This window comes from Mesorhizobium sp. M7A.F.Ca.CA.004.06.1.1 (assembly GCF_003999135.1).
In the GTDB taxonomy this organism is placed as follows: Bacteria; Pseudomonadota; Alphaproteobacteria; order Rhizobiales; family Rhizobiaceae; genus Mesorhizobium.
In genome coordinates, this window is sequence record NZ_RZPQ01000074.1 from 1 (window position 1) to 13,542 (window position 13,542).

General features: G+C 62.1%; 13 protein-coding genes. 2 read left to right on the forward strand and 11 right to left on the reverse strand.

Annotation, left to right across the window (positions count from 1 at the left end):
- Together EN906_RS07375 and EN906_RS07380 are read right to left on the reverse strand one after the other, a co-directional pair.
- Positions 1–305 (reverse strand): FAD-dependent oxidoreductase (locus EN906_RS07375; RefSeq protein WP_164777123.1); only part of this gene is annotated, 305 nt, incomplete at its 3' end.
- Positions 302–763, reverse strand: a complete 462-nt coding sequence (locus EN906_RS07380) for a DUF4126 domain-containing protein (RefSeq protein WP_127266540.1) — start codon at positions 761–763, stop codon at positions 302–304. The genes EN906_RS07375 and EN906_RS07380, both read right to left, overlap by 4 nt.
- Before the next feature lie 141 nt (positions 764–904).
- Between EN906_RS07380 and EN906_RS07385 the strand changes: the two genes are divergently transcribed.
- On the forward strand, positions 905–1,462 hold the full coding sequence (locus EN906_RS07385) for a sugar O-acetyltransferase (RefSeq protein ID WP_127266541.1): 558 nt from the start codon (positions 905–907) through the stop codon (positions 1,460–1,462).
- A gap of 5 nt (positions 1,463–1,467) precedes the next feature.
- Here EN906_RS07385 and EN906_RS07390 read toward each other — a convergent pair whose 3' ends face one another.
- Positions 1,468–2,463, reverse strand: a complete 996-nt coding sequence (locus EN906_RS07390; protein WP_127266542.1) for a helix-turn-helix domain-containing protein — start codon at positions 2,461–2,463, stop codon at positions 1,468–1,470.
- 127 nt (positions 2,464–2,590) lie between these two features.
- Between EN906_RS07390 and EN906_RS07395 the strand changes: the two genes are divergently transcribed.
- A complete protein-coding gene (locus EN906_RS07395; protein WP_127266543.1) occupies positions 2,591–3,235 on the forward strand; it encodes a cysteine hydrolase family protein in 645 nt (214 codons plus the stop codon).
- 66 nt (positions 3,236–3,301) lie between these two features.
- Here EN906_RS07395 and EN906_RS07400 read toward each other — a convergent pair whose 3' ends face one another.
- From EN906_RS07400 to EN906_RS07435, 8 genes are all read right to left on the reverse strand, one after another.
- Positions 3,302–4,981 carry a formate--tetrahydrofolate ligase gene (locus EN906_RS07400; protein WP_127266544.1) on the reverse strand — a complete coding sequence of 560 codons (1,680 nt, stop codon included), beginning with the start codon at positions 4,979–4,981 and terminating at the stop codon, positions 3,302–3,304.
- Positions 4,982–5,294: 313 nt separating this feature from the next.
- The gene (locus EN906_RS07405; protein ID WP_127266545.1) at positions 5,295–6,419 is read right to left on the reverse strand and encodes a DUF2333 family protein; all 1,125 of its coding nucleotides are present in this window, start codon (positions 6,417–6,419) and stop codon (positions 5,295–5,297) included.
- 105 nt (positions 6,420–6,524) lie between these two features.
- Positions 6,525–7,829, reverse strand: coding sequence for a DUF6638 family protein (locus tag EN906_RS07410; protein WP_127272315.1), 1,305 nt, complete (start codon positions 7,827–7,829; stop codon positions 6,525–6,527).
- A gap of 67 nt (positions 7,830–7,896) precedes the next feature.
- Positions 7,897–8,307 carry a DUF559 domain-containing protein gene (locus tag EN906_RS07415; protein ID WP_127302072.1) on the reverse strand — a complete coding sequence of 137 codons (411 nt, stop codon included), beginning with the start codon at positions 8,305–8,307 and terminating at the stop codon, positions 7,897–7,899.
- A 69-nt stretch (positions 8,308–8,376) separates the two neighbouring features.
- Positions 8,377–10,287: an ATP-binding protein gene (locus tag EN906_RS07420; protein ID WP_127375118.1), complete on the reverse strand. Its 1,911-nt coding sequence runs from the start codon at positions 10,285–10,287 to the stop codon at positions 8,377–8,379.
- Positions 10,288–10,311: 24 nt separating this feature from the next.
- On the reverse strand, positions 10,312–11,457 hold the full coding sequence (locus EN906_RS07425) for a hypothetical protein (protein ID WP_127266548.1): 1,146 nt from the start codon (positions 11,455–11,457) through the stop codon (positions 10,312–10,314).
- A gap of 31 nt (positions 11,458–11,488) precedes the next feature.
- Entirely contained in the window at positions 11,489–12,577 is a 1,089-nt protein-coding gene (locus EN906_RS07430; RefSeq protein WP_127266549.1) for a hypothetical protein, read from the reverse strand.
- A 311-nt stretch (positions 12,578–12,888) separates the two neighbouring features.
- Positions 12,889–13,278: a cytochrome c family protein gene (locus tag EN906_RS07435; protein ID WP_127266550.1), complete on the reverse strand. Its 390-nt coding sequence runs from the start codon at positions 13,276–13,278 to the stop codon at positions 12,889–12,891.
- Positions 13,279–13,542: the final 264 nt, after the last annotated feature.

Here is a 13,542-nt window from a genome sequence, read left to right on the forward strand (position 1 = left end):
GTCTCGAGATTGGTGCGGGCGTCGATCGTCACCTTGTCCTTGCGCGCCTTGATCCTGGCATAGTCGACGCCGACGGGGCCACTGAGCGTCACGCCATAGTCGGCGGCGCGGCGCGCAAGATGCGCGGCGTAGGCGCTGGCGACCATGGTCTTGGTCGGCATGCAGCCGGTGTTGACGCAGGTGCCGCCGACCAGCTTGCGCTCGATCAGCGCCACGCTCATGCCGGCGGCCGTCAGTCGGCCGGCCAGCGGAGGGCCAGCCTGTCCGGCACCGATGATGATGGCGTCGAAGGTTTTCGTCGTCATGCCACCGCCGCTACGATCAGCAGGCCGCCGATGATCGCCACCGCGTCCTCGATGAAGGCGGCGGGCGGATCCTTGCCGAAGGCGGCTGCGAGCCGGCCGCGAGCTTCAGCGCCGCCCAGCGTGCCGATGACGGCGCCGATGGCGCCGGCAATCAAGCCGCCGATGGTGGCACCGCCTGTCGCGCCGATCACCGCGCCGGTGAAGGCGCCCATGACGATGCGGGCGCCGAATTGCTGCGGCACTTTACGGCTCGGCGTCGACGGCAACTGGTCGGTGACCAGTTCGACGATGGCCAGGATGGTGAAGATGCCGACAGCCGCCCAGTGACTCATGAAGCTCGCCCAGGTGCCGGCAACCGGCAGCCAGCCGAGATAAGCGCCCCAGGCAACGGCAGCCGGCGCCGTCATGGCGCGAAGACCGGCAACGACGCCGATCAGAAGTGCGAGAATGTAGAGCATGGTCGATCCCCCTCGATCACCGGGCCAGGACGGCCTTGAGACGCAGGCTACCATAGGTCCAATATTTGACCAGTACTTGCATCGGCGCTTTTCTGTTGGCCGCACTTGTGCTTTTGAAGGACGTGAACTGGAGACCGCGTCATAGCCGAAAGCGAGCGCGTGAAGATGGCGGCCGGCGAATGGTACACCTGCCTCGATGATGAGCTGGAGTCCTTGCGTGTGGTAGCGCGTGACGCGGTGTTCGAGCACAATTGCCTGCCGCCGCGGCAGCGCGGCAATCTCGGGTCGGGCTTGAAAGCTTTACTCGGCAACGCCGGCGAGGGTGCCCGCATCGAGGCGCCGTTTCACTGCGCCTATGGTTTCAACATCTTTCTCGGCGACGGCGTCTTCCTCAATGCCGGCTGCACCATCCTCGACACGGCGAGTGTGCGCATCGGCAAGGGAACGCTGCTCGGTCCCAATGTGCAGATTTATTGCGCCGAGCATCACAAGGAGGTCGCTGGGCGGCAAGCTGGACTGGAGATCGCCAAGCCGGTCGAGATCGGCGCCAATGCGTGGATCGGCGGCTCAGCCGTCATCCTTGGCGGCGTCAGCATCGGTGAAGGTGCCATCGTCGGCGCCGGCGCGGTGGTGACGCGCGACGTGGCTGCGAACACCACGGTGGTCGGCAATCCGGCACATCAGGTCAAGCGGGACTGAATAGATCAGGACGACAGAACGTACGTCATGCGCTCGCCCTGGTCGGTCCTTCTGGAGAATTCGCGCCGATATTGCGCCGGCGATGTCCTCAGCCTTGCGGCGAAATGCTGGCGCAGCGAGGTGGCGCTGCCGAAGCCGGCTTCGAAGGCGACCATGTCCATCGACTTTTCGGTCGCCTCCAGCAACCGTTGAGCCAGTTCTATCCGTTGGCTGGTCAGCCAATCGCCGAAACTGGTGCCGATCGATTTTTGGAAGCGGCGGGTAAAGGTGCGCCGGGTCAGGCCGGCGGCCTCGGCGACGCTATCCAGGCTATGCGTCTCTCCGAGCGCCGCGCGAACCGCGTCGAGGGCTTGGGTGAACCGGTCGGCGTCTGCGCTTCTTTCCACCGGATGCTCGATGAATTGCGCCTGGCCGCCCTGCCGATGCGGAGAAAGGACGATCTGGCGGGCGAGCCGCAGTGCCGCTTCCGCGCCGTAGCGGGCGCGCACGATGTGGAGACAGCAGTCCAGACCGGCGGCGACGCCGGCCGAGGTCACGATGTCACCATTGTCGACATAGAGCACCGAGGCATCGACGGCGACGTCGGGGTGGAGTTTCTGCAACTGTTCGGAATAGGCCCAGTGCGTCGCGGCACGACGGCCCGAAAGCAGCCCGGCCGCGGCAATGGCGAAGGTTCCAAGGCACAGGCCGACGATCAAGGCGCCGCGTTGGTGCGCCCGGCGCAACGCCTCCATCAGCGGCGGCGATGCCGGTTCGCCGAGATGATGCCAGCTTGGAATGATGACGATATCGGCGCCGTCGAGCCCTTCGAGCCCATGCGGCGCGGCAATTGTCAGTCCGGCCTCGGTGTGGATCGGGCCGGGCTTGACCGCGCAGATGCGGAAGTCGAAGCGCGGCAGGCCAAGCGCCGTCCTGTCCTCTGCGAAGACCAGGCACGGTACGGAAAGGTGGAACGGGCTGATGCCGTCGAAGGCGAGTACGGCAATGATCGGGTCGGTCATGGGTGCTTCCGGCAGTTGAATGCGGATTGTCCCAATTCTTTCGAATGATGTCAATCGGGCCACTTTCGACTGTCGCGGAGTCCGCCTATTTTCGGTCCATCACATTCAAGCCGGAAAGGAAAACACCATGTCTGACCCAGCCAACACCACGCCACGCCGGGCGCTGATCGTCGTCGATGTGCAGAACGATTATGATGGCGGCAGTCTTGCCATCCAGCATCCGCCGTTCCGCGACAGCGTCGTCCATGTGGCGCGGGCGATGGATGCAGCGACTGCTGCCGGCATCAAGGTGGTGGTCGTCAAGCAGATGGCGCCCGAGACATCGCCGATCTTCGCCGGGGGAAGCCATGGCGGCGAACTGCATCCCGAAATCGCCAGGCGTGGGCGCGACCATTATGTCGAAAAGAACCTGCCCTCCGCCTTCACCGGCACCGACCTCGAGGACTGGCTGCGCGCCAACGCCATCGATACGATCACGGTGGTCGGCTACATGACGCACAATTGCGACCTGTCGACCATCATCCACGCCGTGCATATGGGCTTTGCCGTCGAGTTCCTGTCGGATGCGACCGGATCGGTGCCTTACGCCAACAGCGCCGGCTACGCCTCGGCCGAGGAGATCCACCGCGTGGTCACGATCATCCTGCAGTCGCGCTTTGCCGCCGTGCTCAAGACCGCCGAATGGGTCGAGTGCCTGAAGACCGGCGCGCTGCCGGAACGCGACACCATCTTCGGCTCCAACCAGCGGGCGCTGTCACGCAGCGCCGCGTAGGGACTATCTGAAAACAGAAAGGGCGCCGCATCGCTGCGGCGCCCTTTCTGTTCGAATAGAAGGATTCTAGAACAGGCCTTCGATCTGGCCCATCTCGTTGAGGAAGATCTTTTCCGAGGACGGCGCCCTCGGTAGGCCGGGCATGGTCATGACCTCGCCGCAGATGATGACGACGAAGCCCGCACCTGCCGAAAGCCTGACCTCGCGCACCGGCACCGTGTGGCCGGTCGGCGCGCCGCGCAGGTTCGGGTCGGTCGAGAACGAGTACTGCGTCTTGGCCATGCACACCGGCAGGTGGCCGTATCCGGCGTCTTCCCAGGCCTTGAGCTGGTCGCGCACCGACTTGTCGGCGATCGCTTCCGAGCCGCGATAGATACGCTGGACGATGGTGTTGATCTTCTCGAACAGCGGCATCGCATCGGGATAGAGCGGCGCGAACTGCGAAGCACCGGATTCGGCCAGTGCCACCACCTTGTTGGCGAGATCCTCGATGCCGGCCGAGCCGTGCGCCCAGTGCTTGCACAGCATCGCCTCTTCGCCCATCGAGGCGACATAGTCCTTCATCGCCTGGATTTCGGCGTCGGTGTCGGAGTAGAAGTGGTTGATCGCAACCACCGCCGGCACGCCGAACTGGCGGATATTCTCGATGTGGCGGCCGAGGTTGGCGCAGCCCTTCTTCACCGCCTCGACGTTCTCCTTGCCGAGGTCTTCCTTCTTGACGCCGCCATTCATCTTCATGGCGCGCACGGTGGCGACAATGACGGCCGCCGCCGGTTTGAGGCCTGCCTTGCGGCACTTGATGTCGAAGAACTTTTCAGCACCCAGGTCGGCGCCGAAGCCGGCTTCGGTGACGACGTAGTCGGCGAGCTTGAGCGCCGTCGTGGTGGCGACGACCGAGTTGCAGCCATGCGCGATGTTGGCGAACGGGCCGCCATGCACGAAGGCCGGGTTGTTCTCCAGCGTCTGCACCAGGTTAGGCTGCATGGCGTCCTTGAGCAACACGGCCATGGCGCCGTCGGCCTTGAGGTCGCGGGCATAGACGGCCGACTTGTCGCGGCGATAGGCGACGATGATGTCGCCGAGGCGCTTTTCCAGGTCCTTCAGATCGGTCGACAGGCACAGGATAGCCATCACTTCCGAAGCAACGGTGATGTCGAAGCCGCCCTCGCGCGGGAAACCGTTGGCGACGCCGCCGAGCGAGCAGATGATCTCGCGCAGCGCCCGGTCGTTCATGTCCATGACGCGGCGCCAGACGACGCGGCGGGTGTCGATGCCGAGCTCATTGCCCCAGTAGATGTGGTTGTCGATCAGCGCCGAAAGCAGATTGTGCGCCGTGGTGATGGCGTGGAAGTCGCCGGTGAAGTGGAGGTTCATGTCTTCCATCGGCACGACCTGCGCATAGCCGCCGCCGGCGGCACCGCCCTTGACGCCGAAATTCGGGCCGAGCGAGGCCTCGCGGATGCAGACGATCGCCTTCTTGCCGATGCGGTTCAGGCCGTCGCCAAGGCCGACCGTAGTCGTGGTCTTGCCTTCGCCGGCCGGCGTCGGGTTGATGGCGGTTACGAGGATCAGCTTGCCGTCCTTGTTGCCCTTCACCGACTTGATGAATTCGGCTGATATCTTGGCCTTGTCGTGGCCGTAGGGCAGCAGGTGTTCGGTCGGAATGCCGATCTTCTGGCCGATCTCCTGGATCTGCTTTTTCCTGGCGCCGCGCGCGATCTCGATGTCGGACTTCACTTCGGCCATGACGGCTTTCCTCTGGATTGGACGGTGGAGGGGACGGGTTTGATCTTACTGGCAAGCAGGTTGGAACCGGGCGCGGGCATGTTCTAACCCTGTCGCTGCCACGGCGTCAACTTGTATGCAACTATGTTTCCTCTGGAGAAAGTTCCTCTGCGGACCGGCCGACCTGTCGTCGGTTCTTCCCGGCTCCGTTGCCGCGCCGTATAGAAGCCAGAGGACGCGCCGTTCCGCCGTCTCAAAACAGCCGCACAATGCACGGAATGCGACAGAGGCGACGGCGCAAATTCGCCATCGCCTGGTCCCTAATGGAACAGCGCTACTGCGTCAGAACGTTGCTGATTTCGACCATGTTGGAGCGCACCCTGAGCACATAGAAGCCCATCGTCGTCAGATGCGTCGGCAACAGCCAGCCATCCTCGCGGCCATTGGCGATGATGAAGGGCTGGATGCGCAGCGCCGAAACGAACTGCGAGTCCATCGTGTCCCACAGGTTCTGCAGATGCTTTTCCTTGATGACGTCCTCGAAGTCGGCCTGGGCTCCCTTCATCAGGCCGTAATAGCCGTAGAGCTGGCCATAGGCGAACCAGTAGCGGTCGTCGGCGCGGAAGTCGAACCAGCCATTGTTGTGGTTCTCGGCGCGTTCCTTGAGGATCGCCGAGGTCGAGCCGATGTCGGACGAGATGCGGTCGATATACTGTTTCAGATTGTCGGCGCGGGCGTCGAATGTCGCCTGGCAGGTGGCAAGGCGGGCGTTGAAGGAACGCAGCATGCGCACGGCGTCGCGATAGTAGCTTGGCGTCGGCGTCTTGGGGCCGAACGGGTTCAGGCCGAAATACCAGGTCTCTTCGTCGAACTGAAGGTTGCCGCGGGCATTCTGCAGATCGCTGTCGATCTGCGAGGTGGTGCGGACGCGGCCGAGATTGTCGGCAAGTTCGGTCGCCGTGCGCCGCACCGCCTGGTTGATGCCGCGCTGGAAGGAGGCCTTGTTGTCCATCCACGGCGTGTGGTCCCAGTCGATGCCGAACAGGCCCAGCTTGTAGAGGATCATCGACGAGATCCAGGCATTCTGGTTGACGTTGAAGTCGGTCAGGTCAGCGGCGATCTGGGCTATACCAGAGTTGCCGCAGGTCTTGGCGGTGTCCGTGCCGGCGCCGGCGGCGACCTGTTCGCCGGCGGAGACATTGCGCTTCTCGAAGGTGTATGTGTCGGGATAGTTCGGGTTGAAATTGTTCCACCACTGGGTGGCGTAGAAGAAATTGGCATAGAGGCCGATCAGCACCAGCAGAGCGAGGCCGACCGCCGCCTTGAGGATCCAGCCGCGCTGCGTATACCAGCGTCCGGCCCACAGGAACGGCCACAGGACGACACCGATCAGGAGGCCGATGCCGCGGCCGATCCACTGGAAAATACGGGTGAAGAAATTCACGATCGGATCGAGCATGGCTGTGTCACCCCCTCAAAGCATGATGCCAAAAAGTTGCAGACTTTTTGGATAACATCATACGCCAAAACAAGAAGTTAGAACGAAATAACGGTTCATTTCGTTCTAGTCAGTCAGGCCGTAGAGGCGTGTGCGAAACGCCACCTTGTCCTTCAAATATGTGGTTTTGAGAACGTCCACAACATGCGATCGCCAGGCGTCGCTGAAGCCGTCATAGTCCTTGTAGAAGCCGTCCTTGTTGAAGATGTAGCGCGAGACGAAGTCCGACGGCACGAAATCCGAGATCAGCCGGTTGGTCAGCCAGGCGTCGGGGTGGTCTGGCTTGGCGCGGATCACCAGGAAACGCTGCTGCGGGAAGACATCCTCGATCTTCAGGTGGCCAAGCTGGGCGATCTCGCGCTTGGCGGCGTTGAGGAAAGGAAAATTGCCGTCCCTGGTGATCAGGTCGGCATGGCTCTGGATCCAGGTCTGCAGCCAGACCTTGTCGACATTGGTCAAATTGCGGTTCGGCTCGGCGTCGCGGATCAGCGCGCGCACCACCATCTCGGCCCGGTGCTCGAGATAGCCCGAGGTCTCGACCCAGGAGGCACGCGGCAGCTCGATGCGGCCGGTGGTGGCGAGGAACTTGAACACCTTGTCGGCGTCGTTGATCGAGAGATAGCTGACCTGCCACGGCCGCGAGCGGCGAAAACCGGGGGCGGCCGGATCGCTGATCACCGTCGTCACATCCGGATCGACGAACACGTAGAGGCCGCCGAAATGGCTGGTCCAGTAGGCGTTGTGTCGGAAGATCACCTGGTCGGGTACCAGCGCGTTCTCGCGGATGTCGCCGCAGATCTTGGCGAGCTCGACCATGCGGGTCAGCATGGCGTTGTCGCGCCAGGCATCTGGCTCCTGCTTCAGCCGGTCGACGAGCTTGCCGAGTTCGGCTGCCTTGCCCAGCACATCCTCGGCCGACAGCACCTTGAATTCGACCTGACTGATCGACAGCAAGTCCTCGATGTCGTTGACCTTGGGAATGGAATCCTCGATCTCGCCGTAGATGACGTCTTTGATCGTCAGCGCATCGATGGCGCGCCGGTTCCTGGACATGAACTCGAACATCAGTTGCGAGGTGTTGGAGAAGGCGGTGTGCACCACCGGCAGGTCAATCTGCGACGGCGTCAGGATGATGAAACGGCGGTTGACCTCATTGGGATCGAGATAGTCATAATCATCGCATTCCTCGGCCACTTCGGGCGAGAAGCCGGTGCGGTCGATCTGGAAGCTCTTCAGTTTCGTCGGCTTCAAGCCGAACGCGGCCAGCGCCTTGTTGTAGCGCTGGATGAGGTGCGGCTCGTCGACCGTCAACAGCCGGCCATAGATCAGCTCGTTGTCGCGCAGGAGATCGGGTTTCTTGGCGGGGCTCATCTTCCCTTCTCCCCGTTTACGGGGAGAAGGTGCCCGAAGGGCGGACGAGGGGCGGCGCAGACGCTCATCATCTTTCCTCCGACGTTGAAGCTGGCAAAAACTTCACATCGACAGCAATCATTTTCCGATCGAGTCGACCATCCAGCGCAGCAACAATCGTATCCAGCACGCTCTTACGGCTCGTCAAAACATCAGCGTGCCAAACCCTCAACACCGACCAGCCGTTCCTGTTCATCGTCTCATCCCTGTATCGATCGTGGGGCCGATTTGCATGCTGACTTCCATCGACTTCCACAACCAGATTAGCCTCACGGCAGGCGAAGTCTGCGAAATATGGGCCGACCGGGAGCTGACGGACAAACTTGTGGCCATTCAGCCGCCTTCCACGCACTTCGTGCCACAGCCATTCCTCGGCATCATTCTCGACTTTCCGAAGCTGCCGGGCCCTTGCTACCTTTGGCTCATTACTGCCTCGCACAGCGCTGCCCCTCATCCGCCCTTCGGGCACCTTCTCCCCGTGAACGGGGAGAAGGAAGAGGTGCCAGGCTCACGCATTCCATAGCCCCTTTTTCTTCATCTCCTCCATCTCGCGCGCGGCTCGCTCGCGCAGGCGGGCGTCGCGCAGCAGCTTTTGCACGGCGGAGTCGTCGGACTTGTCGGAATAGCGGAACTCCGAGTCGGCATAGCGGTTGATCTCCTGCATGACCATGTCCATCGAGAACGGCCCGCGCAGTTCCTCGATCATCGCTTTCTTCTCGTCGTAGCCCTTGTGCATGAAGACTTCCGGCTTCTCGAACCAGTCGTCGGGAAGCTCGATGTCCATGGCGCGCATCTTGATGGCGTCGGTGACGTTCTTGATGGCGCGGCCGGTGAAGCGGGGCTCGGCATCCTTGATCAGGTGCAGATAGGTGCCGATGTCGGCCATCGATTTCGGCGCGCCGTTCTCCTTCATGTAGCGTTCGTAGACCTTCATCAGCCCGTCTTCTTGCGGCTTCTCGTGCTCCTCATAGGCTTCGGTCACGGCGCGCTGGATTTCCTGCGCGGCGTAGAGATCGTGGTCGCCGAGCGGGATCTTGTGGTTTTTTCCCGCCAGCAGGACAAAAATGTCGATGTAGTCGTTGCGGCTCTGGGGCCCGTCGACCAGCCAGCGGGCGCCGGCGCGCTGGCGCAGCGCGTCGTCGACATTTTCGGGATAGTTGGAGAACATGCCGAACGAGCAGTTGCCGCGCACCACGGTCGCGGCACCGGCGAAGGCATCCATCAAGACGCCGGTGATTTCCTGCTGGCCGGCCGAGGCGCGGTCGTCTGAGCGGCGCGCCGCCACCTGGTCGATGTCGTCGATGGTGCCGAAGCCGATGACGCGCGGGTTCAGCACATTGTTGATGAACTGGCGGCAGTTCTGGCCTGATTTGCCCTGATAGGACGAGATCTGGTCGACGCCGAAATTCTCGTAGGCAAAGGGATAGCCGGCGACCTGGCAATAGCCGTTGACGAGGCCGGCGATCATCTGGATCAGCGTCGTCTTGCCGGTGCCGGGGGCGCCGTCGCCGATGAAGGTGAACAGGAAGCCGCCGAGTTCGACGAACGGATTGAGTTCGCGCTCGAAGTCGTAGGCCATCAGCATCTTGGCGAGCTTGACCGACTGGTATTTGGCGATGTGGTTGCCGACGCCCTCTTCCGGCTTCTTGAATGTCATCACCAGCGGTTTTGAACGCTTGCCCGGCGCGACGTCGAAACCATCGAGGGTGAAATCGTCGGCATCGATACGGATATGCGCGTTCTCGAACGGGCCGATGCCGTCGAAGCGGCCCTTGCGGGCCAGAAGCCCGTCGATGGCGACGCGGGCGAAGGCGCGCGCCCTTGTCATCAGGTCGGCGTCGTCGGACGATCCCGAGATCGCCTTGTCGAGGCCTGCCAGGATCGACTTCACCGCATCCTGCGGCGTGTCGAACAGGAAGTCCGGTTCGGGACTATCGTTGGGCGCCTCGCCGTCGCTGTCGATCAGCTGGAACAGGTAGGAGGCGAGGCTGAAGGCCGAAATGTAAGCCGAGGCCGACAGAAGCTTCTTGAAGGTGGACGCCTCGTCGCCCTCGAGCGGCGCGCGGGTGTTCTTGGCCTGCAGACTTTCAAGGTCCGAGCCCTCGGCAAAGACGTCCGATATTGCCAGCGCGATCGCCGTGCCGCGCCGGGCGCGAAACAACAGCGTGTGCTGCGGGATGGTCAGCAGCTGGTCGTCGGGATGAACGGCGCCGACGGTCTTCGACAGCTCGACCTCGCGCGTGCGGCGCACCGAACCGACCGAGACGGTCGAAACGAAGCGGCGATTGGTGCCGGCAAGTGCTGTGCCGGAGGAGCTAGACGGGTCCTCCAGCACGACGACACGGGTGATGAAGCTCTGCGCGGTAGCGCGGTGCTTCTCGATGGCGGCTTCCGGGATGGTGGTCAGGCCGGTATCCATGAAGGGTGCTCCGTGGTGTGACGGTCAGACGTCTGAGATGACCTGTCCGTTCGACAGAATGTGAACCTTGTAGCCGGCAAAGATCTTCTGCGCCTCGCCGGCGGCGTAGAGCGCCTGATAGGCCTCGTGCGGGATCAGCGCATGGTTTTCGTAGCTCGACACGCCCTGGCGCGCGGCTTCCAGATCGTCGGTATTGATGAAGAATTCCTGCGTCGTCTTCTCGCTGGAAAACAGCCCCTTGCGGCCGGGTTTCTCGGCCTTGGAATAGACCTCCTGGATGGTCCAGGTCAGCAGCCAGGCATTTTCGGGCTTGCGCACCTTGGCCAGGACTTCGGTCACCGTCGAATTGTTGTCGGTGATGCCAGCCGAATAGAACGGGCCGAGCACGACGCGGCGCAGCTGCTTGGGATGCAGCGGCTCGAAATCCTTGTCGAGATTGACCGCGATGGTCGCCGGCGACAGCGTGTAGGCGGAGTTCTTCTCGGTGAAATCGTCGAAACGGTGGGCAAGCTCGGGATTGAGCAGGCCATCGACCGGCAGAGGAATGTCGATCGTCTCGTTCAGCTTGCCGTTTCTGTCGACGAGCTGGCGGATCATCGTTTCGGACGAATCCTCCACCGTCACCATGTAGACCAGAGGCAGGTTGGCGCTGCCGTCGAACGTCGCCCAGTGGACGAGATAATAGGGCCGCCCCGTCTTCGGATTGACCGAGACCTTGGCCGTTTGCGCCAGGGTGAACGGGCCGAACGTGTTCTCGCTTTTCACGTCCTCGAGATAAAGCCGCTCGGCTATCGACTTCTGCAGCGCCGCGGGGAATTCCTTGTGGCGCAGGATGAAGTCGGCCATTTCCTCGCGCAACTCGCCGGCGAGCGGAATGTTGGCAAGCCGCGCGTCGGCCTGGCGTCGGTCGTTTTCCAGTTCGAGCAGGTTCTGGAACACCGGAAATCCGCTTTCGGCGCGCGAAATGCGGAATGTGTCCATGAAGCCGAGCCGGTTGCGCCAGCAGGAAAACGACTTGTCGAGCCTGGCGATGTGTTCGGCGACGATCTTGGCGACGATGCCGTGCCGGTAGAGCGGCGAGCGATCGTCGCGCATGAACACTTCAAGGCCGCTGAGCGCGGCCGTGATGGCGGAAAAATACCGTGCCGCCGCTTCGTTTTCGGGGGTCATGCCTGGTCGCTCGCGGGCAGTGCTGTCACCCTTAAGACTGCACGTAGTTAGCCGAATTGTGCTTCTTCAGCACCTCGTCGAAGCGGCGGGCGAAGGCATCGTCGGCCAGCTTCTTGCGGCGCTGGATATCGGCGGTGGCGACCATGTTCTTCTCGTGCATCTCAAGCAGGTCACCGATGTGCTTTTGCGAAGCAGCACCGATACCGGCCATGGTTTCCTCGGCGGTGTTGTCGACCTGGCTGCCCAGCGTGTTGATCTTGTGGGCGACGTCCTGCTGAGCTGCGGTCTTCAGCGAATCTTCCAGCGCCTTGTAGAGTACGATGCGCTGCTCGGTATCGATGGTCAGCTTGTTGATCAGCGTCGATTGCGCGGCGATCTGGTTGTTGAGCGAATCGACGAAGGTCTGGAACATCGAGGTGTAGCGCTCGAGCGTCTGGCTCTCGGCCAGCAGTTCCTGCTCCTTGGCCTGCTTTTCGTTGTATTCCGTCGCCAGCTTGGAGCGTTCGCCTTCGAGCTGCGTGCGGTCCTTCTGGCTGGTCGAAGCGGCGATCTTGTTTTCGATGTCGAGCAGCATCGGGTTGAGCTCCTCGATGCGCTTCTGCACGGCTTCGAGGTTGGTCATGGTGGTCTTGCGGCGCTCGATCACCTGCGACAGGCTGGTTTCCGAGGTCTTGTAGCGTTGGTCGAGAACCTCTTTCTGCGCCTTCAATATGCCGACGATGGTGTCGGATTTGACCAGCAGTTCCTGCAGATTGCCGGCCAGCGACATGTTGCGAACGCGGTCGGTGCGCATGCGCTGCTTGCTCTGGCTGGAGAAGATGCCAATGAATTTTTCCCAGCCGGTGTAGTTCTTCATGCTCTCGAACTCGGCGCCGAAGACGTTGGTGGCGTCCTCCAGCCCGATGATCAGGTCGGCAATGTTGCCTTCCATCACCTTCTGCTGCTTCAGCACATCCTCGATGCGGGCGTTCTCGAGGTCGAAATTGGCGTCGCCGATCTTCTTGTCTGATGTGGCAAGCGTATCAAGCATGGTGCCGGATTGCTCGATCTTGGAGCGCATGTCCTGCACGACCTGCTTGGTCTTGGCAATTTCGGCGTCGAAATTCTGCAATGTCGCCATTGGGGCCTCCCGCTTCGGCATGACGTCGCTGGTCGCGAACAGCGGCGAATATATGTGGGGCATCAGGGGATTGAAAGACGTGAAGACAAGGGCGGCGTGAAAACAAAAAAATTCGTCAGGGTCTTGAAAGCCAGTGAAGGCTTGGGCTTAGCGTGATTAGCTTGCCGACCAGCCATAGTTCAGCTGTCATTGAACTTTCATGCGGCAAGGCGAAGGCGCACGGATGCCTTTGTATTGGGCAAACCACCGAAGCAATCGCGGCCGCGATATGCGACGAGAAAGCCGGTTTTACAGAGCTGGCGAACAGCGGCTCAGGGTTTGGGATCGGCTTTCAGATAGGCGATGACATTGGCGATGTCGTCGTCCTTGGTCAGGCCGGCAAACGCCATCTTGTTGCCGGGCACTTTCAGCTTGGGTGCCCTGAGATACTCGGCGAGATTGGCTTCATCCCAGACCAGGCCGGCGGCGCCGGCACTCTTCATCGCCTCGGAATAGCGGCCAAGATAACTCTCGGCGCTACCGGCGGTGCGGCCAACGACGCCCAACAGATGCGGACCGACCTTGTCGCGGTCGGTGGCTGCTTCATGGCAGGCCATGCACCGGTTGAAGGCCTTCTTGCCCAGGGCCGGGTCGCCGCCGGCATGGGCCACAAGCGAGCTGGCAAGGAGAAGGATGCTGGCGGACGAAGCGGCTCGAAACATGCTGCCCCCGGAGAGTTCTGGCTGGCGGCCTTATAGTACCGAGGCTTTAACAAACGCTGCATCGCGGCGGGATTGCGGAAGACAGGCCCGCGAGTCAGGCCTGTTGTGCCAGATCGCGGCGCAGGAAATCATTCAGCCGCTCGACCGCCTGGGTCGTCGACAGCGGGTTGCGCAGGATGCCGATTTCGAGGTCCGGCAGCACCGGCAGCCCTTCATTGCCGCCGACGATGCGCAGCGATGGCGGTACGCTGCGCATCGCAAGGC